General features: G+C 56.2%; 21 protein-coding genes. 14 read left to right on the top strand and 7 right to left on the bottom strand.

Features of this window, described 5'->3' with window-relative positions; genetic code table 11:
• The first annotated feature begins 60 nt into the window (after positions 1-60).
• From WD071_RS06365 to WD071_RS06335, 7 genes are all read left to right on the top strand, one after another.
• Positions 61-573: an N-acetyltransferase family protein gene (locus WD071_RS06365; protein ID WP_368047516.1), complete on the top strand. Its 513-nt coding sequence runs from the start codon at positions 61-63 to the stop codon at positions 571-573.
• A gap of 75 nt (positions 574-648) precedes the next feature.
• A complete protein-coding gene (locus WD071_RS06360) occupies positions 649-1,473 on the top strand; it encodes an alpha/beta hydrolase (RefSeq protein ID WP_368047515.1) in 825 nt (274 codons plus the stop codon).
• Positions 1,474-1,484: 11 nt separating this feature from the next.
• Complete coding sequence (mscL, locus tag WD071_RS06355; RefSeq protein WP_368047514.1) at positions 1,485-1,901, top strand: large-conductance mechanosensitive channel protein MscL; 417 nt, start codon at positions 1,485-1,487, stop codon at positions 1,899-1,901.
• Positions 1,902-1,934: 33 nt separating this feature from the next.
• Positions 1,935-2,690: an SDR family NAD(P)-dependent oxidoreductase gene (locus WD071_RS06350; RefSeq protein ID WP_368047513.1), complete on the top strand. Its 756-nt coding sequence runs from the start codon at positions 1,935-1,937 to the stop codon at positions 2,688-2,690.
• Between the two features lie 45 nt (positions 2,691-2,735).
• Complete coding sequence (locus WD071_RS06345; protein WP_368047512.1) at positions 2,736-4,019, top strand: M20/M25/M40 family metallo-hydrolase; 1,284 nt, start codon at positions 2,736-2,738, stop codon at positions 4,017-4,019.
• An 84-nt stretch (positions 4,020-4,103) separates the two neighbouring features.
• The gene (gene fabV / locus WD071_RS06340; protein WP_368047511.1) at positions 4,104-5,300 is read left to right on the top strand and encodes an enoyl-ACP reductase FabV; all 1,197 of its coding nucleotides are present in this window, start codon (positions 4,104-4,106) and stop codon (positions 5,298-5,300) included.
• Positions 5,301-5,345: 45 nt separating this feature from the next.
• Positions 5,346-6,056 carry a TVP38/TMEM64 family protein gene (locus tag WD071_RS06335; protein ID WP_368047510.1) on the top strand — a complete coding sequence of 237 codons (711 nt, stop codon included), beginning with the start codon at positions 5,346-5,348 and terminating at the stop codon, positions 6,054-6,056.
• Positions 6,057-6,069: 13 nt separating this feature from the next.
• Here the strand turns inward: WD071_RS06335 and WD071_RS06330 are convergent, their stop codons facing one another.
• The 3 genes from WD071_RS06330 to WD071_RS06320 are packed head-to-tail and all read right to left on the bottom strand — an operon-like array spanning position 6,070 to position 8,380.
• Complete coding sequence (locus tag WD071_RS06330; protein WP_368047509.1) at positions 6,070-7,347, bottom strand: cytochrome P450; 1,278 nt, start codon at positions 7,345-7,347, stop codon at positions 6,070-6,072.
• Positions 7,348-7,362: 15 nt separating this feature from the next.
• Positions 7,363-7,683 (bottom strand): 2Fe-2S iron-sulfur cluster-binding protein, encoded by a 321-nt coding sequence (locus WD071_RS06325; RefSeq protein WP_368047508.1) that lies wholly within the window; start codon positions 7,681-7,683, stop codon positions 7,363-7,365.
• 31 nt (positions 7,684-7,714) lie between these two features.
• Complete coding sequence (locus WD071_RS06320) at positions 7,715-8,380, bottom strand: glutathione S-transferase family protein (protein WP_368047507.1); 666 nt, start codon at positions 8,378-8,380, stop codon at positions 7,715-7,717.
• A 131-nt stretch (positions 8,381-8,511) separates the two neighbouring features.
• Between WD071_RS06320 and WD071_RS06315 the strand changes: the two genes are divergently transcribed.
• Positions 8,512-9,708 carry a pectin acetylesterase-family hydrolase gene (locus WD071_RS06315; protein ID WP_368047506.1) on the top strand — a complete coding sequence of 399 codons (1,197 nt, stop codon included), beginning with the start codon at positions 8,512-8,514 and terminating at the stop codon, positions 9,706-9,708.
• Between the two features lie 54 nt (positions 9,709-9,762).
• Here WD071_RS06315 and WD071_RS06310 read toward each other — a convergent pair whose 3' ends face one another.
• From WD071_RS06310 to WD071_RS06300, 3 genes are all read right to left on the bottom strand, one after another.
• Entirely contained in the window at positions 9,763-11,121 is a 1,359-nt protein-coding gene (locus WD071_RS06310; protein WP_368047505.1) for an aminotransferase class V-fold PLP-dependent enzyme, read from the bottom strand.
• Between the two features lie 4 nt (positions 11,122-11,125).
• Positions 11,126-13,543 (bottom strand): TonB-dependent receptor plug domain-containing protein, encoded by a 2,418-nt coding sequence (locus WD071_RS06305; protein ID WP_368047504.1) that lies wholly within the window; start codon positions 13,541-13,543, stop codon positions 11,126-11,128.
• A gap of 172 nt (positions 13,544-13,715) precedes the next feature.
• Positions 13,716-14,546: an NAD-dependent protein deacetylase gene (locus tag WD071_RS06300; protein ID WP_368047503.1), complete on the bottom strand. Its 831-nt coding sequence runs from the start codon at positions 14,544-14,546 to the stop codon at positions 13,716-13,718.
• Positions 14,547-14,616: 70 nt separating this feature from the next.
• Between WD071_RS06300 and WD071_RS06295 the strand changes: the two genes are divergently transcribed.
• The 4 genes from WD071_RS06295 to WD071_RS06280 all read left to right on the top strand — a co-directional run bounded on the left by WD071_RS06295 (position 14,617) and on the right by WD071_RS06280 (position 19,565).
• Positions 14,617-15,570, top strand: coding sequence for a ParB/Srx family N-terminal domain-containing protein (locus tag WD071_RS06295; RefSeq protein WP_368047502.1), 954 nt, complete (start codon positions 14,617-14,619; stop codon positions 15,568-15,570).
• A 103-nt stretch (positions 15,571-15,673) separates the two neighbouring features.
• Positions 15,674-16,873 (top strand): serine hydrolase domain-containing protein, encoded by a 1,200-nt coding sequence (locus tag WD071_RS06290; RefSeq protein WP_368047501.1) that lies wholly within the window; start codon positions 15,674-15,676, stop codon positions 16,871-16,873.
• Between the two features lie 2 nt (positions 16,874-16,875).
• Entirely contained in the window at positions 16,876-18,294 is a 1,419-nt protein-coding gene (gene nhaC, locus WD071_RS06285; protein WP_368047500.1) for a Na+/H+ antiporter NhaC, read from the top strand.
• A gap of 413 nt (positions 18,295-18,707) precedes the next feature.
• The gene (locus WD071_RS06280; RefSeq protein WP_368047499.1) at positions 18,708-19,565 is read left to right on the top strand and encodes a D-amino-acid transaminase; all 858 of its coding nucleotides are present in this window, start codon (positions 18,708-18,710) and stop codon (positions 19,563-19,565) included.
• 20 nt (positions 19,566-19,585) lie between these two features.
• Here the strand turns inward: WD071_RS06280 and rlmE are convergent, their stop codons facing one another.
• Positions 19,586-20,206, bottom strand: coding sequence for a 23S rRNA (uridine(2552)-2'-O)-methyltransferase RlmE (gene rlmE / locus WD071_RS06275; RefSeq protein WP_368047498.1), 621 nt, complete (start codon positions 20,204-20,206; stop codon positions 19,586-19,588).
• A 132-nt stretch (positions 20,207-20,338) separates the two neighbouring features.
• Between rlmE and WD071_RS06270 the strand changes: the two genes are divergently transcribed.
• Together WD071_RS06270 and WD071_RS06265 are read left to right on the top strand one after the other, a co-directional pair.
• The gene (locus tag WD071_RS06270) at positions 20,339-22,003 is read left to right on the top strand and encodes an NAD(P)/FAD-dependent oxidoreductase (RefSeq protein WP_368047497.1); all 1,665 of its coding nucleotides are present in this window, start codon (positions 20,339-20,341) and stop codon (positions 22,001-22,003) included.
• On the top strand, positions 21,990-22,748 hold the full coding sequence (locus WD071_RS06265) for a TrmH family RNA methyltransferase (protein ID WP_368047496.1): 759 nt from the start codon (positions 21,990-21,992) through the stop codon (positions 22,746-22,748). Before WD071_RS06270 ends, WD071_RS06265 begins: the two co-directional genes overlap by 14 nt.
• Positions 22,749-22,754: the final 6 nt, after the last annotated feature.

Genomic DNA, 22,754 nt, shown 5'->3' with positions numbered 1-22,754 from the left:
GGCAGAAACAGACCGGGCACAGTACTAACGCAGCACAAAAAAACAACTATGGACCCTGTTATGAGCATGACAATCAGGCCCGTCGGCCAGGCTGACGCACAGATAATTGCAGATATTTACAACCATTACATAGAAAATACGGTAGTGACTTTTGAAGAGGTGACGGTAGCGCCGGTGGAGATGGCGGGCCGTATCCAAGGTGTATTGACGGCGTCGCTGCCCTGGCTGGTCGGTGAGTCGGAAGTCGATGGACAGGTTGCTGTGGTCGGTTATGCCTACGCGACACCCTGGAAGAGTCGAAGCGCTTACCGCTATTCGGTAGAAAGTTCGGTCTATCTTGCACCGGGTTCGGGCGGCAAAGGCTTTGGTACCGCGTTGTACACGGTGTTGCTGGAAGAATTGCGGCGGACGTCTGTACACAGTGTCATGGGCGGCATTGCTTTGCCCAATGTTGCCAGCGTGGCATTGCATGAGCGGCTCGGATTCGTGAAAATTGCGCACCTGAAGGAGGTCGGCTACAAGTCCGGCCAGTGGCTGGACGTAGGCTATTGGCAGATTCTGCTGCCAGGTTGACTCGCTGTCAGGGTGGGGCTAATCTGGCCTACGATTTCAACTTTGCCTGCATACGCTGCGGGCCCGGAGTGTTCCATGCCTATACTGTCCTTTGCTACTGCAACAAAACCCCTGTTATTCATGGCCTCCTCGCTGGGGCTGATGATGGCGCTGGCAGCACCGGCGCAAGCCGACACCCTGCGCAATGTCGTGTATGGTCAAAAAGACGGTCTGGCCATGGTGATGGATGTTTATCAGCCGGATGCCAATGCCAATGGCGCAGCCGTAGCCTACATGATCAGCGGTGGCTGGATGTCCAGCCCGATGATGCAGAATGCCTACGAATCCATGTTTGTGCCTCTGGTCGATGCCGGTTATACGGTATTTGCCGTTCGCCACGGCAGCAGCCCCAGGTACAACGTACTGGAAGCATGGAGTGATGTATCCCGGGCGTTCCAGTTTATCGGTGACAATGCCGGAAGCTACGGCGTCGATCCGGCCCGTATCGGGGTGTCCGGTATCAGCGCAGGTGGCCATCTGTCATTGATGCTGGGTCTGTCCACTGATGATCAGCCGCATCGCCCGGCGGCCGTTGTGGCCTATATGCCGCCCACCGATCTGCGCGGCATGACCGGCCCGAACGATAATTTCCCGGCGCTGAACTTTGATGACAATCTGGCGCCTACTGTATCCCCTATCGATTTTGCCAGCGCGGGTGATCCTCCGGTATTGCTGGTGCACGGTGATGCTGACGAGTTGGTGAGTATCAGCCACAGTGAGAATATGTATGAAGCCCTGGAATCGGCTGACATTGTCAGAGATTTTGTAGTAATTGAAGGCGCTGGCCATGGTCTGTTCACCGGCGATGATGGCGTAACCGCAGCCAGCGCGTTAAAAGGCTGGTTCGACCAACACTTATGAGGATTGCTGCCGTGAAAATGCTTCAGGAATTCAGGGAATTTGCAGTCAAGGGCAACGTTATCGACATGGCCGTTGGTGTCATCATTGGCACCGCGTTTGGTCGCATCGTGTCGTCGTTCGTGTCCGATGTAGTGATGCCGCCGATCGGCGTGTTGCTGGGTGGTGTCGATTTCTCTGATCTTGTCTACACCCTCCGTGAGGCGGTAGGCGAGGAGGCCCCGGCTGTTGTGATTTCCTATGGCCGCTTTATTCAGACGGTAATTGATTTTACCATCATCGCCTTTGTCATTTTCATGGCGATCAGGTTCATCAACCGGCTCAAGCGCAACCCGCCTCCGGTGCCGGTAGTGCCGGCGCCGCCGCTGGAACCGTCAGCCGAAGAAAAGTTGTTAACCGAAATCAGGGATCTGCTCAAGGCCGGCCGTTAACGCTCAGTCTCAACATTTCCCGCAGGAGTCTTTATGTCAGTCCAGAAAGTCGCCCTGGTTACCGGGGCGGCGACAGGAATCGGTCGTGCCAGTGCGGTGGCGCTGGCCGCTGCCGGATTTACCATTGCGGCCAACTACCGCAGCAAAAAAAATGAGACGCTGGCGCTTCTAAAAGAATTGGACGGTGATGGCCATCAGGCATTCTGTGCCGATGTCGCCAATGCCCAGGATGCTGCCAGGCTCGTCGATGAGGTGCTTGGTGTCTATCAGCGCCTGGATGTTCTGGTTAATGCTGCCGGGCAATTCACGCCACAGGATGTCAAAAGTGAGGACTTTGCGGCGTGGCAGAGCGCCTGGCAATATAGCCTTGAACTCAACCTGCTGGCGCCACTGAACCTCGCCTTTCTGGCCGCGAAACCGATGATAAAACAGGGCGCGGGCAAAATCATCAATATAACGTCACGCGGCGCCTTTAGAGGCGAACCCACTGCCCCCGCATACGGCGCCAGCAAGTCAGGCCTGAATTCGGCAACACAGTCGCTGGCGCTGGCGCTTGGTGGTCACGGTATCTGCGTGTATGCGATAGCGCCGGGCTGGACAGAAACACCAGCTGCTTCTCCCCGGATCCGCAATCAGGGCTGGGATGATGTGGCAGCGCAAAGCCCGCTGGGGCGTATCGGGCGGCCTTCTGAAATTGGTCATCTGGTGGCTTTTCTGGCCGGTAATGAAACTGAATACCTGACCGGTGCCATCATTGACGCCAATGGTGCATCGTATCTCAGGAACTGATGAGTGCAGTAACCCGTGGCGGATCGTCACTTTCCGGAGTAATTTATGGTCAGCAGATTAAAACTGAGTGTTGCGTTGTTGTCTCTGGTGCTAATGTGCCAGGTGTCTTACGCGCAGCTTGATACCACTGTATTCGAATCCGCTACCGCACAAAAGGAAGCGATGGTGGCGACCATGGCAAAGCTGGTATCGATAGAGTCCGGTAGCGGTGATCGTGAAGGTCTTGAAGAGATCGCAGCCCTGGTTGCCAGTGAACTGCAGGCGCTCGGCGGTGAGGTCGAGTTACTGGAAGCGGGTGATGATGTGTATCGTATGTTCGATACCCCGGAGCAGCTGGGTCCGATGGTGCATGCCAGATTTATGGGCTCCGGTGACAAGAACATTCTGCTGATTGCACACATGGACACGGTCTACCTGCGTGGCATGATAGCGGAGCAGCCGTTTCGCATTGACGGCAATCGTGCATACGGCCTGGGTATCTCCGATGACAAACAAGGTGTTGCCCTGATCATACATGTCATTGCCATGTTACAGGCACTGGATTTTGATGATTATGGAACGCTCACTGTGTTGATCAACGGCGACGAAGAAATCAGTTCGCCGGGTTCGCGTGCGGTGCTGACACGTCTTGGAACAGAGCACGATGCGGTGTTCTCTGTGGAACCGACGCGCATAGACAATGATTCCCTGTCACTGGCGACCAGTGGCATCGGTGCGGTAACCATGTTGGTCAAAGGGCGCGCATCGCATGCCGGTGCGGCGCCGGAGATGGGGCGTAACGCCCTGTACGAAATGGCGCATCAGCTGCTGCAACTGGATGATCTGTCAGATCCGGACGTGGGGTTCAAGGTCAACTGGACCCTGGCCCAGGTGGGCACCAATCGTAACGTGATTCCGGCCGATGCAGTGGCCACGGCCGATGTTCGCATGCTGCGACTGGAAGATTTTGAACGGCTGGAATCGCGCATTGAGGAGAGGATCAGTAATCGACTGATACCCGATACCGAAATCAGCCTGCGTTTTGAAAATCGTCGACCACCGTTGCAGGCGACAGATGCTTCGCGCGCCCTGGCGGCGCATGGCCAGCAGATTTATGAGGAACTGGGCATGACGCTGGTGGTCAACGACCAGGCTGAGGGTGGTGGCACAGACGCTGCGTTTGCCGCATTGGAGACCGAGGCACCGGTCATAGAGCGTTTTGGTCTGCAGGGTTTTGGCGCGCATTCAAATAACGACGAATATGTGCTGCTGGATTCGATTGAGCCACGTCTGTATCTGCTCGCACGCATGATCATGGATGTGTCCACCGGGGCGGTTGAGGTAAAATAACGTCCATCACTGACAAGGCTGACCGATGACGAACGAGGTTGTCAGTCAGAAAGCGCCATTATTGGCGGAGATAGGGGAAAATACATGATTATAAAACCAAAATATCGCGGATTTATCTGTACCACGACGCATCCCACCGGCTGCCATAACAACGTCAAAGACCAGATCGAGGTCACCCGGCAACAGGGTGTGCACAGCAATGGTCCCAGAAAGGTTTTGGTTATTGGCGCCTCCAGCGGGTACGGCCTGGCAGCAAGAATCACCGCGGCGTTTGGTTATCAGGCAGCCACCATTGGTGTCTTCTTTGAAAAGCCCGCCACTGAAACCAAACCGGGTACGGCTGGCTGGTACAACTCCTGGGCATTTGAAGAAGAAGCCAAAAAAGCAGGCTTGTACGCAAAATCCATCAATGGTGACGCGTTTTCCCATGAAGTGCGCGCGCAGGCCATTGACCTGATCAAGCAGGATCTGGGCGAGGTCGATCTGGTGGTGTATTCGTTGGCGTCGCCGGTTCGCAAGATGCCGGATACCGGTGAAGTCAAACGCTCCGTACTCAAGCCGATTGGCGAGGTGTATCAGTCCACCGCCATTGACACCAACAAGGATCAGATCATTCACGCCGAAGTTGAACCGGCCACTGATGAAGAAATTGCCGATACCATTACCGTGATGGGTGGTGAAGACTGGGAGCTGTGGATGGAGGCGCTGGATCAGGCCGGCGTTCTGGCCGGTGGCGCGAAAACCGTCGCGTTCAGTTACATTGGCACCGAGATGACCTGGCCCATCTACTGGCACGGCGCGCTGGGCAAAGCCAAGGAAGATCTGGATCGCGCGGCGTCAGTGCTCAACACCAGACTGGAAACGAAATACGGCGGCAGTGCCAATGTTGCGGTACTCAAGTCGGTTGTCACGCAGGCGTCAGCTGCCATACCGGTCATGCCATTGTATATCGCGCTGGTATACAAAGTGATGAAAGAAAAAGGTCTGCACGAAGGGACCATAGAGCAACTTAACCGCCTGTTCCGTGAACAGCTTTATCGCGAAGATGGCAAGCCGTACGATATGGACGAAGCGGACCGGCTGCGTATGGATGACAAGGAGTTGCGTGACGATGTGCAGGCTGAATGCAAAGAGCTTTGGCAGCGCGTCAATAATGACAATCTGTTCCAGTTAACTGACTACGCAGGATACAAGCATGAGTTCCTCAAGCTGTTTGGCTTCGAGCGCAGTGATGTGGATTATGAGGCAGATGTTGCCACTGAGGTAGACTTCAAGGCTTGAGCCTGTCAGCGAATGAACCGCCTGGTCGGTCAATACGAGCGTTAATTGAAACAACATAACACGCCAGAAGAGCAGACCGACGCGTTCGACCCTGTGATCGCGCCACCACCTGGCTGGAAGGTCAAGGCGTCGGCTTCTGCCATTGTAGTTATCCTGATTTTGCTACTTTGGCTGCTGTTGCGTGACCAAGGCATGCCCCAGACACTGTCCGCTCCTGCGATCGCTGACTGGCTGAACGGACTTGGTTATCGGGGTCCTCTGCTGTTGTCTGCAATGATGATCATTGCTGTGGTGGTGGGGCCGATTCCCACCCTGCCGATCAGTGCCGCCTCGGGACTGGCATTCGGGCTTGTGGGTGGCACCCTGGTCGCTGCCGTCGGGGCTCTGCTGGGTGCCATGATTGCATTCTGGACGGCCCGTCTGCTGGGGCGTGACGTGATCTGTCGCTACCTTCCGGGCAATCCGCTTTTTGCCAGGCAGCAGTCGCAGTGGCTGTTGTTCTGGGCGATATTCATGACCCGCCTCATTCCGCTGTTCTCCTTTGCCCTGGTCAGCTATGCGGCCGGCGTCACCAGTATCCGGGCCTGGCAATTTGCCCTTGCCAGCTTTGTGGGCATGCTGCCCATGACTGTGGTTTTCGCGGGCCTTGGCAATACGCTTGAAATGCATCCTGTACTGACCGTATCCGCTGCCGTGCTTTTGTTGTTGGCAATGACGGTGCTGCCTTACTATTTTAACCGTCGCTGCGCCAGGTGAAGCGCACGCAAGCTCAGGCTGCTTTGACGGCAGAGGAACGAATGATCACGGGCAATTCCGTGTAGCCTTTAACAAAGCTGGAATAGATGCGTACCGGTTCTCCCACGACTTCGACTTTGTCAAAGCGGTGACTGATTTCTTCCCACAGAATGCGCAACTGCATCTCCGCCAATCGGTTGCCCATGCAGCGATGGATGCCGAAACCAAAGCTCAGGTGCTGGCGCGCCCGGGGACGGTCGATGATAAACTCATCGGGCCTGTCGATGGCGTCCGGGTCACGGTTGGCTGAGGCGTACCACATCAACACCTTGTCGCCCGCGCGAATCGTCTTTCCGCCCAGCTCGGTGTCCACTTTTGCAGTACGGCGCATGTAGGCCAGTGGTGTCTGCCAGCGAATAATCTCGGAGACCATGGAGGGAATCAGCACAGGGTTGTCACGCAGCTTCTGGTACTCCTGTGGGTTTTCGTTCAGTGCCAGCACGCCACCGCTGATGGAGTTGCGTGTGGTGTCGTTGCCACCCACGATCAGCAGTATCAGGTTGCCGAGAAACTCCATGGGTGGCATGTTACGCGTTGCCTCGCCGTGTGCAAGCATGGAGATAAGGTCATCGCCAGGCGCCTTGCCGGCCCTTTCGCGCCAGAGTCGGGTGAAATAGGCAAGGCATTCTTTTAGTATCTCGAACCCTTCCTCGTAACTGTCGATAAGCCCGGCGCCGGGAATCGCGGTGGCAACATCGGACCAATAGGTCAGTTTGTGTCTGTCCTCGAAGGGAAAGTCAAACAGCGTTGCCAGCATTTGTGTGGTCAGGTCGCGCGACACAAGATCTACCCAGTTAAAAGGTTCATCCCGTGGCAACCCGTCCAGGATGGTGATGACGCGTTGCCGGATCAGGCCTTCCAGGTTTTTCAGATTTGTCGGAGCGACCACGCCCTGCACGGTTTTGCGTTGCTCTTCGTGCTTGGGCGGATCCATGGCTATAAACATTGGCAGGCTGAATTCGGGTATCACATCGACAATGCCAATGGTGGGTTCGGATGAAAAGATGTGCGGCGCCGCTTCCATCGTCATGATGTCTTTGTACTTCATCACCGACCAGTAGGGGCCCAGCGGGGAGTCCGCGCAATAATGCACCGGGTCGTCGCGGCGCAGGCGCGCCAGGAAGGGCAGGAATTCGTTGGCTTGCCAGATGCCCGGATGTGCCAGGTCGATTTCATCCAATGGCGTGCTCCAGGGATCGCGCCCGGCCAGACTGCGGTTGCGTTTGGTACCGGTGTCTTTGGTATCAGGCATTTGGATTCTCCCGGTTTAAAACTGATACTCAGGCAGGCGTACCACCAGTCCATCAAGGTCCTCGCTGATATCGATCTGGCAGGACAGCCTGGAGTTGGGCCCGCGCTCCGGGTTGATGTCGAGCATGGGTTCTTCAAACTCGCCGGGCTCACCGACCACTTGTACCCATGCGTCATCAACAAACACGTGACAGGTGCCGCAGGAACAGGCGCCGCCGCAGTCGGCATCAATGCCGGGGACCAGATTGTTGATGGCCGCCTCCATGACCGATTCGCCATTGGCGGCGTCGATAATATGTTCTGTACCGTTATGTTCTATATAAGTTATTCGGGGCATGATTAATCTGACTCTTGGTCTCGGTGGATTGTCAGCGCACAACAATACTTTGTGCGCCTTTGACGATGTCATCCGGCGTGCGATTGCGCTCAGGCTGTTTGATGCCGCGCTGGCAGGCGGGTCGCTGATACAGGAGGTCGAGCCAGCGCTGCAGGTGAGGCAGGCCGTCAACGCTGACGCCAGACCAGTTATGCGTTCGCACCCAGCACCAGTTCGCGATGTCGGCGATGGTATAGGTGTCACCGGCGAGATACTCGGCTGCTGACAGGCGACTGTCAAGTACCTGAAACAGGCGTCGGCACTCGTTTTGATAACGATCAATGGCGGCCTGAATTTTTTCCGGAAAATAGCGGTAGAAGACATTGGCCTGACCCATCATGGGGCCGATGCCTCCCATCTGGAACATCAGCCATTGCAATGTCAGTGACCTTGCAGCGGGGTCTTCCGGATAGAGTTGGCCAAATTTTTCGCCCAGATAGATCATGATGGCGCCGGATTCGAACACGGTAAAATCGCTGTTGTCCCTGTCCACGATCACAGGAATGCGACCATTTGGGTTCATGGCAAGGAATTCCGGTGTTTTCTGGTCACCGGCAGAGAGGTTGACCGGATGCAGGGTGTATTCAGCGCCAATCTCTTCCAGCATCACGGTAACCTTGTAACCGTTAGGCGTGGCCGAGCTGTAAACATCAATCATTGGAAGCCTCTGAATAGAGTGTACTTTTCTTGCATCGAATCGTATGTTATTACGGTTTGTGATACAACATGGACCAGGCTATATCTCATCCATATAGAAATCGAGCATATAATAATCAAGAGATCAGGCGTATGAACAACAAGAACCCCGTATTCTCTCGTATCCCGCCCCGGCTGGCGGCCATGCTACTGCTGGTCATGACCGCGCTGGCCGCCTGCAGTGAACCCGAACCACCGACGGTGGCGGAAACGCCGCCAGCTCTCAGCGCACCTGCGGTTGACGCAGGGCAACCGACCTACGCGGATTTCTCTGGTCTGGAACCGGGCTGGAACGCGTTCGAGCCGGGCGGCGACACGGTCTGCTCTGATGGTTCAGACTACCGTTTTTTTGTTAAGCAGGGCGAGCCTGACAAGCTGATGTTTTATCTTGAAGGCGGCGGCGCGTGTTGGGATGGCGCCAATTGCGATCCGGATTTGCAGCCCAGCTATCAGATCAATCTGGCCGCGACTGATCCGGGTAATGCCCATGGCATCCTTGCCTTTGATCATCCGGAAAACCCGTTTGCTGACTACACTATTGTGTATGCGCCGTACTGCTCCGCTGACGTGCATCTCGGCAACTCGGTACAGAATCATGTGGCGCCCGACATTGAAGGCCATTCGTCGCACGAGGTTAATATTCAGCATCGCGGCCTGGTCAACGCCACAGCGGCGATGCAATGGGTGTTCGACCATGTGCTGGTGCCGCGACAGATCTTTGTCACCGGTTCCAGTGCCGGATCCATCCCGTCACCCTTTTACGCAGTGAAACTGGCGCAGCAGTATCCACGCGCTGACATCGTCCAGCTTGGAGATGCCTCTGGTGGCTATCGTGGTTTCGCCAACTTCAACCCCTATGATGTTTGGGCCACGGATGAAGTTGTTGGTGAACTGGAACATGTCAGTGATATACCGGCGGATGAGTTCAGTTTTCATCACCTGTATATCGGCGCTGCACAGACGCGATCCAGTATTCGTTTTGCCTCATACGATACCGCTGAGGACGACGTGCAGAAACAGTTTCTGGCGCTGGGCGGTACGCCTACCGAGTCCCTGTTGCCGCTGCTGGAAACCAACCTGAACGAGATCAGTGACGCAATACCTGACTTCCGTTACTACGTGGCGGGAGGGTCCATGCATACCATTTTGTTGCGTCCTGAAGTTTACAGCTACGAGGTCGAAGGTGTGCGCTTTGTGGACTGGCTGACCGACCTGGCCACCGGTGAGCCGGTGCAGAATGTGATGTGCCAGAATTGCGGGCTGGCGCCGGAGCCGGTGCAGGCGCCTTAGCAACGAGGCAAGGGGGCGCGGAACGCCACTGTATCAGCGCCTCCTGCGCCGGGGTCAGGCAATCGTTTCAAGCGCGTCGGCCAGCGCGTCGACTTCGGATTCGAGCGTGTACACTGCAGGCGTTACACGTACGCAGGAGCCACTGGCAAGTCCGTCGCGTTGCACCACAAAAATTCGGTGCTGCTGCCACAGTTTTTTTGCCAGGGCGGTATTAGCCGCAGTGCTGGTCTGACCTTTGATCCGAAAAGACGTGATGCCCGCGTATAGTGACGGATCTGCCGGTGTTAAAATCTCGATGCGCGGATGCTCGCGCAATCGCTCCGCCCACAGATCGCGAAGTCTGCGTAAGCGAGCGTTTTTTAATGCCGGCCCAATAGTCTGATGTACGTTCAGCGCAGCAGGAATAGTCAATTGAGCCGCCAGGTTGTTGGTGCCGATACCGGTACGAGCATAAATACTGTCAGTGTCACTGCCGCCACCACGGACCATATGCCGCTCTATATCACCCAGTCTGGATCGCTTGATATAGATCAGCCCCAGTCCCAGCGGCGCACCCATCCATTTGTGCAGATTCAAGCCAACAAAATCAGCGCCGGTATCTGGCAATGCGAAGTCGACCTGACCCCATGCGTGTGCAGAATCCAGAATGACATCGACATCATACCGGCGAGCCATAGCAATGATGTCACGCACCGGTAGCAGCAGACCGGTGCGATGGCTGATATGCGTGACCAACAGCAACCGGATATGACGATTGGATTTAAGAGCGCTTTCATACGTTGAAATAATGCTGTCCATGCTCGCCGGCTCGGGCAGGTTGACCGTGTGCACGCTTACGCCTCGACGCTCGACGAGCCAGCGCATGGCGCCCTGCATGGATGGGTAATCCAGGTCTGCATAAAGGACACCATCACCGGGCTTCAGTTTGCGATAACCGCCAATCAGCGCCGTCAGTGCTTCGGTGGCATTGCGCACGGGCGCAATTTCATCGGTGCTGACATCCAGCACGTCCGCTACCTGTTGCATCACCCGGGTCTGCTCTTCAGCAAACAGCTCGCGACCGTAGTAGGAGGTATGGCGATTGACCTTGGTCAATTCTTCCAGGTACGTTGCATGCACGCTTTTTGTCATCATCCCCCAATTGCCGTGCTCCAGGTGAATAAGGTCAGTCGGCACATCGTACAAACTGCGGACCGAATGCCAATAATTGTTATCAGCAGCAGCCGTTTGTATATCGTTTGACGTGTCGGGCAGCATCGCCGTTGTGGGCATACCGTCGGTTGCCTGTGACCATGCGTCCCGTGCCATCAGCGTGGTGGTGGCTGCGGCCAGACCGGCAGCCCCTGCTTTAAGCAGGCGCCTCCGGTTCAGGGTCGGGCATCCGCCGGGCTGTTTATCCAGATCTTGAGGCATCAGCTTACAGACTCCAGTCCAGGCGCAGATAGTACTTACCCCCGTCGGTATCATAGGGGGAGTTGCGGGAATATATCAGCCCTCGATTTGCCTGCTTTCGTGACTCATCAGGGTAGCTGTCGAAAATATTTTCAGCACCCACTCTCAGGGACAGGGCCTGGCTGAACTGATAACCAACTGCTGCATCAATAAATATCTCCGCACCGAAGTCCTGAAATATCACATCTGCGCTATCGTCAGTGTCTGTCCAGCTGCCATAGTAGCGCGCCCTGGTCACAAATGACCAGGGACCGACATCGTACTCAGCGCCTGCGGTAGCGTTTCTGGCCGGGTTGGATTCTTCAAAAATGCTGCGCGAAACGTCATTGAAAACACCGGCAACACGTTCGCGCGTCACTTCCGTATTGTTCAGGTTAAGCGCGCCGCTCAGTGCGAGCCGGCCGGCGCCCAGGTCTGCTGTATAACTGAGCACAACATCCAGGCCTTCTGTCCGTGTGTCGAACACATTCTGGAAGAAGGCAACGTTGGTTATGCTTTCACCACCGGGGATGCCCAGTGCCGTCAGTGTCTGGCGGTCGGCGTCAGTCAGGGTGAATCCTCCGCGGGACGAGAACCGGTCCTGGACATCAATGCGGTAAGCATCCACGGTGGCAACAAATCCGGAATCCGTGCGGTAGGTCAATCCAAAGGAGAGGTTATCGGATGTCTCTGGCTGCAACGGCATGATCCCTTGGCCAGCCGGTCGTGAATTGATTATGTCCGCGACCGGGCCGGTGGGGTTGAACCGTCCGTTGGTTACCAGGTTCAGTGTTGTCGTATTGAGACCCTGACTGGTACGTTCTGACTCCAACTGTCCGGGTGTGGGTGCCCGGAAACCGGTTGACAACGTGCCGCGCAACGCGAGATCAGGGGTAATCGCGTAACGCGCGGACAGCTTGTAATCCGTCGTATTGCCGAAGTCAGAGTAGTCTTCGAACCGGAGGGCGGTACCTACGGTCAATTGACGGGTCAGCGGCGCTTCGACATCAATATAAACTGCCCAGCTTTCCTGATCGAACTCACCTGCTTGTTGATCACTGTACCCGGGAAATCCGTTGGACCCGGAGGGCAGGCCAACAACAGCCAGTGGTCCGACCTCATAAGAGGCACGATCGCCGGCGCGGATTTTGTAAGTTTCTTCACGTCGCTCAGCACCGAAGGCAACGTTGACTGGCGCAGCCAGGCCGCTAACCTCCCAGGCATAAGCGGCATCGGCGTTAAGGTTCAGGTCCCGCTGGGACAGCACACCCGCGCGGAACGAGGTCGGGCTCTGAGAGCCCAAAGACGCATTGATGGTTTCGCGGATAAAGTAATCAATTTCATTGCCGCCGGTGCCAAAGCTGAAGTCCCAAAGCAGAGCAGCATCGGCAGCACTGCGAACGCCGGCTACTACGCTCATGTCCTGATCGTCTTGCCCGAACTTGGGTGAAAAACCCACCGGAAAAATCTCACTCAGATCATAGTCGGGATCCAGTGGTGTTGTGTTGTAGGCACTGGTGCTCACGGGATTCCGCCAGTTGAAGTCAGAGACACCTTCACCTTGGCCGTAAGTACCGAACGCATATAACTCGGTCTGGGCGCTTAACGCTGAATGCATGTTGAATCCCGCGCGTACAGCTTCGCGCTCAGGTTTGCCCCAGTTCTGTACCGGGTCTGGTACGTTCAGATTCGGGTTGGCATTCTGAAAGGCAATCGCATCCGGACGTTGGCGCGAACGTGATGTTATGCTTGCGTCAGTGTATTCGGCGAAAAGTGCGAAAACGCCTTCGTCACCGAAATCAAAACCAGCCCGGCCGCCGAACTGATACTGGCGGCCATCGCCTTCATAATATTCTGATGCCTGAGCAAAGCTGGAGAAGCCGACGGAGTCATCCAGAATGATATTGATGACACCCGCAATCGCATCGGAACCGTATTGTGCTGAGGCGCCGTCGCGCAGAACCTCCACCCGCTGAATACTGGATGATGGAATCTGCGCAAGATCGGCCGCTTGCGAACCCCTGCCGGTGAGGTGCGCCGACCGGTGCCGACGTTTACCGTTAACCAGCACCAATGTCTGATCCGGAGATAAACCACGCAATTGTGCTGGCCGCACAAAAACCTGGCCGTCAGCCATCGGCAGTCGCTGAACGGTAAACGATGGTATCAGCTGTGCCAGTGAATCAGACAAATCCGATGAAACCGTGCTTTCAATGGCCGTGCCCGCTAATACATCTATGGGGGCCAGGGTATCGAAAGCAGTACGGTTGGCAGCACGCGTACCAGTGACGATCATACTTTCGATTGCGGCATCGTTTTGTGCGCTAACCGGAGACACTGGAATGGCTAGAAGCCCTGCCGTGATGGCGGTTACTGCGAAGCGAAGATTGATTACGGCGTTCATAGGATGACATCTCTGTGGCTAGTTTGACGGTAGGGGCATGAGTCGCATCATGTTGCGGTATAAAAGCGCGTAACAATTTCGTGCGAGCTGTTGTGGCAGGATACAGAGAGTTTGTGACCGTGCAGCGAAGTTTTAGTGTCGGTTAAATGACAGGGTGTGACAGGTGGATCGGTCAGATAGAGGCCAGCAGGGGCGCAATCGGTGCATCGAACTTGACGCTGGCGAGGTCATCAGCGCGTGTGCGTCCCTGGGTGAGGATTGCGATAGGGGTGCCGACCTGATGCGCCTGGCGGGCAAAGCGGAAACCGGAAAACACCATCAGCGATGAACCGATCACCAGCAAGCCGCGACTATGTGCAAGGGTATCAAAGACTTTGTCGACACGAGGTCGTGGCACATTATCGCCGAAGAACACCACGTCTGGTTTCATGATGCCATCACATTGAGGACAACCTGGCACCTTGAAAGTGGAGAAATCCATCTCCAGGTCAGCATCACCGTCCGGCGCGGCAGTGGCAAACACGTTGTTCAATGACGGATTGAGCGTGGCACAGCGCGCATGCATCAGCGACCGGTGCTCACGGTGGTCGCAGGACATGCAAATCAGTTCGTCGGCGCGGCCATGCAGATCAACAACAGCCTCGCTGCCGGCCTTCTGATGCAGGCGGTCGACATTCTGGGTCACAATTATTGACAGCAGGCCCTGGCTTTCCAGCTCAGCGACTTTGTGATGAGCCGGATTGGGCTGTGCCTGCTGCATGATGGGCCAGCCCACCAGGCTGCGCGCCCAGTAGCGTTGCCGTGTCGCGGCGCAGCGCATGAAATCCTGGTGTTGCACAGGTTGTTTGCGCTTCCAGTTGCCATTGCTGTCGCGGTAGTCGGGAATGCCGGAGTCAGTGCTGATGCCTGCGCCGGTGAGGACCAATACCGGTGCATTGGCGCGGATGAAGGCGGCAAGTTCACTGGATTGCTGATCAAGACAGTTTTGTAACACAGTTGTCATGTACTTCCGTCAAACTAAGATATTGTTAAACTTAAATATCTGTCGTATCAGGCAACAAGTCCGGAGTTTCATGTCCTGCACAACGCTTAAAACGATTGCCGTCTGCGCGCACAGGCTACTGCTAGTGCTGATGCTGGCCGGTGTCAGCCAAACGCATGCTGCAGACGACATAGCGATGGTAGCCATCGGTGATCTGAAGCCGACACAGGCATTTATCGCGCATGATCAGGTAAATTACAAGCTACACCGGTATCTTGTGGACCGCCGTAAACTGTTTGATGACCTGTGCGAAGTGTATGGTCGTGGCGACCGTGCCGTAATCACTGACGCATCTGCGCCACAGGATCTTACGTCGTTTTCGTGTCGGCTCAGTGACGAAACCGGTTTTGCTCCGGGGACCATGAAAACGGCTGTTCTGGGTCCTCAGGGGCAGTACTATCTGACAGACGGTCACCATACTTTCAGCACATTTCATGATTTTGACGAAACCGGTCCCCGGTTTGAAGTGCCTGTGCGGGTGACCCATGATCAGTCAGCATTGGCGCCGGAGGTTTTCTGGCAATGGATGCAGGATAACAAACTGACCTGGTTGCAGGATGCGGACGGCGCTGCAGTAGCCCCGTCGCAGTTGCCAGCGCAACTGGGGCGGAATTTCCTGGGCAATGACGTCTGGCGTGGTGCCATGTATTTTCTGCGTGACCTGGTGTGGGAAAAGCCTGATCCGGCGATTCCTTTTGTTGAGTTTTACTGGGCGCAGCAACTGCGTCAATATGCTCATCTGCAACCACCAGCGCTGGACTCGGCCGAATCATACCTGCTGTGGCTGGAGCGCCTGAGTGAACATCTGCTGGCGCTGCCTGATGATGTATCTGTGGGGCCACAGGGGCAGCGTCCCGATGCGCTGGGCAGACTGCACGCTGTGGCGCGTGATGATCTGGGCACGCTTTTGTGTGATGGCAACGACACCGGCAAGTTGGGTCTGGCGCTGGCGGCCCGGGGCGTGGCCGTTGGCTGTCAACCTTGATGTGACTCAAGGCTGTCAGAGCGCCTCACCCACTGTTGTTTGATGGTGTGGTGAGGTACGCTGCATCACGGTACATCAACAATAATATGAGAGGATGACGGTCATGAAACTGTCCGGCCTGCTAAAACCGTTGTTATTCCTGATTTGTGTGTCGCCATCGCTGGCACTGGCACAAACTGACGTTCCGCCGCGTTGGCTGGATCCTGCCGATGATGCACAAAATCTGCCTGCGAACGGCGGCATCCTGTTCTGGGCAGGTGACGAACAGATCGCTGGTTTCCGCAATATCCCCCTGCTCAGCCCGGTCCGACATGTTTCCCGCAGCGACAATGTCATGCCCTTGCCACGCGCCGAGCGCGACTTCTCTGCCTTGCAATACCAGGTCAATGGGGAAACGTTTGTGCTGACGGACTACATGCAGCACAACCATGTCGGTGGCCTGCTGGTGCTTAAAAACGGTGGCGTCATGCTGGAGCAGTATGGTCTGGGCAATGACGAAAGCACGCAATGGGTGTCGTTCTCCATGACCAAATCCGTGGTTTCCATGCTGATCGGGGCGGCGCTGACCGATGGTTACATCGGCAGCGTCGATGACCCGGTGACCGATTACCTGCCGCAATTGCGTGGCAGTTCCTACGACGGAGTCAGTATCCGCCACGTGTTGCAGATGGCCTCGGGCACGGACTGGAACGAGGACTACGCTGATCCGGCTTCCGATGTTGCCACCTCACCCAATGACATGTTGGCATTGATGCAGTTTATGGGCGAAAAGGCGCGTGTTGCCGAACCTGGTGAACGCTTCAATTACAATACCGGCGAAACCAATCTGGTGGGCGCCATTTTGCGGGCTGCCATAGGCAATAACCTGGCGGCCTATCTGACGCAGAAAATCTGGCAACCCTGGGGCATGGAAAGTGATGCCACCTGGATCAGTCACGGCCCCTATGGCGGCGAACTGGGCGGTTGCTGCCTGTCCCCGGTACTACGCGACTGGGGACGCCTGGCGCTGCTGGTGATGAATGACGGGGTATTGCACGATGGCACACGTGTGGTGCCCGAGGGCTGGATTGCTGAGTCCACCCAGCCTTCGCCAGGTAGCGACAACTATGGCTATCTGTGGTGGCTGAACGGTGACGGCACGTTCCGGGCCAGCGGTATTTTTGGTCAGGGCATTTATTTTAATCCTGATGAAGACCTGGTGATTGTGGTACAGGGTGCGTGGCCGCAGGCAACCGGTGCTGAATTTTCTGCCCACAGAGACAGTTTTTTCAATGCGGTAGAAACTTATCTGAGTGACGACTGACGATGCGGCCAGATGCCAACGGTCCGGATGAGCCGGTCAGCATAAAGCGCCCGAGTGCAGCACACGGTGCCCTGTGTTTTGGTGGTAACCTGGCGCTTATCGCACTGGGCCTGTTTGTCTTTGGTGTCAGCCTGCATATTCTGTTGTTTGCCTGTCTGATCTGGACGGGCGTGCACAGTCGATTGCTGGGATACGATTTTCCCGCCATTCGCGGCATGATGAGCGATGGCATCAGTCGCGCGCTGCCCGCGATCTACATCTTCCTGCTGATTGGTCTGGTGATCGCTGCTTTCATGCAAAGCGGGACGGTGGCCGCGCTGATCTATTATGGCCTGGATCTGCTCAGCCCGATGTGGTTTCTGGTCGCCGGCCTGGTGCTGTGCAGCCTGATGTCAGTGGCCACCGGCACCTCATGGGGGACGGCGGGCACGCTGGGCGTGGTCCTGATCGGCATTGGCGGAGCGATGGGGATACCGCTGCCTCTGGTGGCCGGCATGATCGTCTGCGGCGCGACGTTTGGTGACAAGCTGTCGCCGGTGTCAGATACCACCAATCTGGCGGCCATGAGTGCGGGCACCTCGCTGTTTCGCCATATCGGCTCGATGCTGTACACCACGGTGCCGGCATTTGTGCTCAGCCTGCTGATATTCACGGTGCTGGGTCTGCGTTACGCCGGTAATGCCCTGCCCACGGCCGCCATTGTCGAGATCCAGCAGGCCTTGTTGTCAAGCTATAACCTGAATCTGCTGATGACACTGTTGCCCTTGCTGGTGATGCTTACGCTCAGTCTGCGGCGCTTCTCGGCCGAAGTCAGCATGACGGCCAGCATTGTTGTTGCGGTGCTGATCGCCACCCTGTATCAGGGCCAGAGTCCGGTCACCGTCCTCAACAACCTGTGGAGCAACCAGACTGGCACGACTGGCATCACCAGTCTGGATGAGTTGCTGGGCCGTGGCGGCATGCTCAGCATGAGCTGGACGCTGTTGTTGTCGCTGATGGCTCTGGCCCTGGGCGGCATGCTGTTTGCGGCAGGATTCCTGCAGGCGTTGCTGCAAGGGCTTATAGCCCGGCTTAAAAGCACTGTCAGTCTTGTCGCCAGTACCATCGGGGCGGGCATCCTTGGCAACATGGGTATGGGTGAGGCCTACATCACCATCATTCTCAACAGCCAGTTGTTTCGCCAGGCCTTCGAGAAAAAGGGCATCGACAACGCTGTGCTGTCGCGTTCGGTAGAAGAGGGCGCGACCATGAGTACGGGCCTGATTCCATGGACCACGGCCGGGGCGTTTTATGCAGCCACGCTGGGTGTGCCAGTACTGGACTATCTGCCGTACGCATTTCTCAATTATCTCAATCCGCTGATCTCCATTGCCATGGCGACCCTGGGAATCGGGCTGTTGAGCAGTGTGAAAAAAAACTGACATTATTTTGTTGACACTGTTGCGGCTTCAAGATTACTCTCAGGCCATGTTCAATTGAGAAATAAAAAGGAGGTGATCCAATGTCGAGTGATTCAGCTAAGGTTTCAATGGATGTTGGTGCGATTAATAAAACCGGGAGTAACTGCCTGGTGGTTTGATAACACCCCTCTCTGATCTCAGAGAAGGTTCCATTGGAGCCAGCATCACGGAAAGGGAGCTAAGGCTCCCTTTTTTAATGTCCAATTAATCAGGTCGATGAGAAGCTATCTGCGTTGCCATTGCTTCGTTAAGAACAGACTCAAAATGCTCATTTACTACTCGTAAACTCTGCTTTTTCGCCTGTTCTTGCCTCGCACTGACTGCCTCGATTACGCTTTCAGCAGCCCGATGTCTTACTCAAAAAAGGATGTGCTTTGAGCAAAACGGTCTTTTTAAACGGTGAATATTTGCCAGCAGAAAACGCTGCCGTCTCCGTGTTTGATCGCGGGTTTTTATTTGGCGACGGTGTGTACGAAGTGATACCGGTTGTCATGGGCAAACTGGTGGACGAGGATTATTCTGTTGAGCGATTGCGCCGTAGCCTGAGTGCGGTAGAAATCGCCTGGCCATGCAGCGAGGCTGATTATCTCGCGATGCTGCGAGAACTGGTGAAACGCGATGCTGTGACCGAAGGCAGCGTTTACGTGCAAATCACCCGCGGCATTGCCGAACGTGACTTTGCCTACCCGCCACATATTAAAAGTACGATCATGGCATACGCGACCCCGCGCAAGTTGCTTGACAACCCGGCTGCGGAGAACGGCGTCAAGGTTGTGTCGGTGCCCGATCTGCGCTGGCAGCGCCGGGATATCAAGTCGCTGAATCTGCTGGGCCAATGCATGGCCAAGCAGCAGGCAGCATCCCGGGGTGCGTTCGAGGCCTGGATGCTGGAAGACGGTATGGTCACCGAAGGGGCATCGTCGTCAGCATTCATTATCAAGGACAACACCATCATCACCCGTGCGCTGTCCAACGCCATTTTGCCGGGTATTCGTCGTCGTGTGATTCTGGAGCTGGCCGGGCAGACAGACATGACGCTGGTCGAGCGCAGTTTCAGTCTGGAAGAAGCCATGGCTGCCGACGAGGCATTTCTGAGCAGCGCGACGACGCTGGTCCTGCCGGTGGTCAGTATCGACGGCAAAGACATAGCAGACGGCAAACCGGGGCCGGTGACCAGTAAGCTCAGACGTTTGTACATCGAAAGTCTGCTAGCGGAGGCTGCGGGCAAGTAGCGGCCGACCGCCCGCACATCTCAAGGCCTGAATCCTTTACCGACCAGGTAGACCTCTCGAGAGCGTGCCCGTGAGGCATCAGGTTTGCGGGTGACGACTTTATCGAAACTGCTGCGCAGGTCCTTTACGTAGTCGTCGTAGCCTTCGCCATGGAATACCTTGGCCAGAAAATTGCCGCCGGGCTTGAGAGTCTGACGCGCCATGTCCAGCGCCAGTTCCACCAGATACATGGACGCAGCCTGATCGGCAGCATCGACGCCACTGATGTTGGGCGCCATATCGGACATCACCAGATCAACAGGCGCCCCGCCCAGCGCATCCATGATCTGATCAAACACCTCCTGTTCCGTGAAATCGCCCTGAATGAAGTCGACATCAGCAATTGAGTCCATCGGCAGGATATCGGAGGCGATGACACGACCCTTGGGCTCGACGATGGGGGCGGCCACCTGCGACCAGCCACCGGGCGCCGAACCCAGGTCCAGCACCAGCATGCCGGGCCGGATAAGTTTGTCCTTGTTGTTTACTTCCAGCAATTTATAGCTGGCGCGTGAGCGGAACCCGTCAATCTGAGCCTTTTTTACGTAAGGATCGTTGACGTGTTCGTCGAGCCAGCGCTTGCTGCTTTTTGATCGGGCCATGGTCCTGCCGGGTATGCTGATGATGACTTTTTCGGGGTGAAAGCATAGCATAGTCGCCTATTGAGCAGTACCGGGCACAAGACCGGCTGCGCTTCTTCACCTTTTGCCGGGGTCACCGGCCGGGGCCTGACCATGATTCGCCTGACTGAAGTTGTTTTGCCACTGGACCACCCGCCCGAAGCTTTGCGCGCCGCTATCGTGACGCGCCTGCAGATTTCAGATCACGAACTGCAGGCATTCACTGTGTTCAAACGCAGCTACGATGCCCGCAAAAAGAACAGCGAAATCACCTTCGTCTATATTGTCCACGCAACGCTGGCTGACGACACTGTTGAGGCAGGGGTGCTGCAACGCCTTGCTGCCGACCAGCATGTCCGCCCGGCGCCTGATACACGCTATCACCCCGTTGCACAGGCCCCGGCAGGCCTGACAGAGCGGCCGGTAATCATTGGTTTTGGCCCTTGTGGTCTGTTCGCGGCCCTGATATTGGCGCAGATGGGGTTCCGGCCCATTGTGCTGGAGCGCGGCAAGGATGTGCGCAGCCGTACCCAGGATACCTGGGCGCTTTGGCGCAAGAACAAACTGACGCCGGAATCGAACGTGCAGTTCGGTGAAGGTGGTGCCGGTTTGTTTTCCGATGGCAAGCTTTACAGTCAGATCAAGGATCCGAAATTCTATGGCCGCAAGGTCATGCATGAGTTTGTCAGAGCCGGTGCGCCGGATGAAATCATGTTCGTGAATAAACCCCATATCGGTACTTTTCGTCTGACCGGTGTGGTGTCTGCCATGCGGGAAGAGATCAAAGCGCTGGGTGGTGACATTCGATTTGAAAGTAAAGTGACAGATGTCACTATAAAAGATAACCGGATATCAGGTGTGACACTTGCCAGTGGTGAGGAAATATTAACCCGTTATGTCGTACTGGCGCTGGGTCACAGCTCGCGCGATACCTTTCGCATGTTGCATCATCGTGGCGTGTTCGTTGAAGCTAAACCGTTTGCTATCGGTTTCCGCATTGAGCATCCGCAGTCTCTGGTAGACAAGGCGCGGTTGGGAAAGTACGCGGGTCATCCGGCGCTTGGTGCTGCTGACTACAAGCTGGTACACCATGCCAGCAATGGTCGTGCGGTTTACAGTTTCTGCATGTGCCCGGGTGGCACCGTGGTTGCCGCGACGTCGGAAGAGGGTCGTGTTGTCACCAATGGCATGAGTCAGTACTCGCGTAATGAACGTAATGCCAATGCCGGCATTGTAGTGGGTATAAGCCCGGAGCAGGACTTCCCGGGTGATCCGCTTGCCGGTGTCGCCTTGCAGGAGCAACTGGAGTCACATGCGTTTGAGCTGGGCGGCCGCGACTATTGTGCGCCCGGTCAGCTGGTAGGCGACTTTGTGCGTGGCAGAGCCTCGCGTCAACTGGGCAAGGTAACGCCGTCATACAAACCAGGTGTCAAATTGGGTGACCTGGCCTCATCGTTGCCTGAATACGCCATTGAAGCCATCCGCGAAGCGTTGCCTGCGTTTGGCCGGCAGATTCGTGGCTTTGACCGTGACGACGCCGTGCTGACCGGCATAGAGACCCGTACCTCGTCACCGGTGCGCATAACCCGTGATGCGCAAAGTCTGCAAAGCCTCAATACCCGGGGACTGTATCCGGCGGGTGAGGGCGCGGGTTATGCCGGAGGGATTCTGTCTGCCGGTGTTGATGGTATCAGGGTAGGTGAAGCGCTGGCGCTGGCGATACTGGCAGACCTGCCGGCAGGCGATGGTTGTGGAGGGGTAGTTCATGACAGGCCTTAGAACGGACGATATAAAAAAGCTGCATCAGAAAAAGTATCGTCAACAGTTTGGCTGTTTTCTGGCGGAAGGCGAGCATCTGGTGCTGGAATTGCAAAAGGCGGCGGTGACCAATCCCGCTCTGCTGGACAGCGAGCTCTATGTGACGGCATCCTACGAAAACTGGTCGGGCCCGCTGAAAAAAAACGTCATCAACGAGAAACTGATGGCGCAATTGTCAGACACCCGATCACCACAAGGCATCATCGCCTGCGTGCCGTTGGCGGCGCTCAGGCATTCGGGGCAGGCGGCGTCGATGCCTGCCGAAGCGCTACAACGTGCCATCTATCTTTTTGAAATCCGGGATCCGGGCAACCTGGGCACCATTCTGCGCACGCTGGCCTGGTTCGGTGGCTGTTCGTGTCTGCTCAGTCCCGGTTGTGTTGATCCGTTCAACGCCAAAGTTGTGCGTGCCAGCATGGGTGCAATTTTTCATGTGGCCATTGAACTTGATGTCGATGTGCCCACCCTTGCCAGGCGCTATACGCATATCGCCAGCCTCGACATGCATGGCAGCAAGTTGACATCCGATGCTTTCCATCAGGCACAGTGCCTGGTGTTTGGCAACGAAGCGCGGGGTGTGCCCGGAGAGCTGCTGGCGGAAACAGGCGCGCAGGCCTTCACGATCCCCGGCGCTGGCGATATCGAGTCATTGAACGTGGCTGCAGCCGTCAATATGTGCCTCTACGAGCTGAACCGTGCGCCTTGATGGACG

Source organism: Pseudohongiella sp. (assembly GCF_040877505.1).
Classification (GTDB): Bacteria; Pseudomonadota; Gammaproteobacteria; order Pseudomonadales; family Pseudohongiellaceae; genus Pseudohongiella.
This window is presented reverse-complemented; position numbering and strand designations above follow the sequence as displayed.

Excerpts from the sequence above, each read along its gene's own strand:
- fabV (WP_368047511.1), top strand. The coding sequence starts at position 4,104 with ATGATTATAAAACCAAAATATCGCGGATTTATCTGTACCACGACGCAT.
- WD071_RS06360 (WP_368047515.1), top strand. The coding sequence starts at position 649 with ATGCCTATACTGTCCTTTGCTACTGCAACAAAACCCCTGTTATTCATG.
- nhaC (WP_368047500.1), top strand. The coding sequence starts at position 16,876 with ATGCGGCCAGATGCCAACGGTCCGGATGAGCCGGTCAGCATAAAGCGC.
- WD071_RS06315 (WP_368047506.1), top strand. The coding sequence starts at position 8,512 with ATGAACAACAAGAACCCCGTATTCTCTCGTATCCCGCCCCGGCTGGCG.
- WD071_RS06350 (WP_368047513.1), top strand. The coding sequence starts at position 1,935 with ATGTCAGTCCAGAAAGTCGCCCTGGTTACCGGGGCGGCGACAGGAATC.
- WD071_RS06365 (WP_368047516.1), top strand. The coding sequence starts at position 61 with ATGAGCATGACAATCAGGCCCGTCGGCCAGGCTGACGCACAGATAATT.
- WD071_RS06295 (WP_368047502.1), top strand. The coding sequence starts at position 14,617 with ATGTCCTGCACAACGCTTAAAACGATTGCCGTCTGCGCGCACAGGCTA.
- WD071_RS06265 (WP_368047496.1), top strand. The coding sequence starts at position 21,990 with ATGACAGGCCTTAGAACGGACGATATAAAAAAGCTGCATCAGAAAAAG.
- WD071_RS06270 (WP_368047497.1), top strand. The coding sequence starts at position 20,339 with ATGATTCGCCTGACTGAAGTTGTTTTGCCACTGGACCACCCGCCCGAA.
- WD071_RS06345 (WP_368047512.1), top strand. The coding sequence starts at position 2,736 with ATGGTCAGCAGATTAAAACTGAGTGTTGCGTTGTTGTCTCTGGTGCTA.
- WD071_RS06330 (WP_368047509.1), bottom strand. The coding sequence starts at position 7,347 with ATGCCTGATACCAAAGACACCGGTACCAAACGCAACCGCAGTCTGGCC.
- WD071_RS06305 (WP_368047504.1), bottom strand. The coding sequence starts at position 13,543 with ATGAACGCCGTAATCAATCTTCGCTTCGCAGTAACCGCCATCACGGCA.
- rlmE (WP_368047498.1), bottom strand. The coding sequence starts at position 20,206 with ATGGCCCGATCAAAAAGCAGCAAGCGCTGGCTCGACGAACACGTCAAC.
- WD071_RS06290 (WP_368047501.1), top strand. The coding sequence starts at position 15,674 with ATGAAACTGTCCGGCCTGCTAAAACCGTTGTTATTCCTGATTTGTGTG.
- WD071_RS06310 (WP_368047505.1), bottom strand. The coding sequence starts at position 11,121 with ATGCCTCAAGATCTGGATAAACAGCCCGGCGGATGCCCGACCCTGAAC.
- WD071_RS06320 (WP_368047507.1), bottom strand. The coding sequence starts at position 8,380 with ATGATTGATGTTTACAGCTCGGCCACGCCTAACGGTTACAAGGTTACC.
- WD071_RS06325 (WP_368047508.1), bottom strand. The coding sequence starts at position 7,683 with ATGCCCCGAATAACTTATATAGAACATAACGGTACAGAACATATTATC.
- WD071_RS06300 (WP_368047503.1), bottom strand. The coding sequence starts at position 14,546 with ATGACAACTGTGTTACAAAACTGTCTTGATCAGCAATCCAGTGAACTT.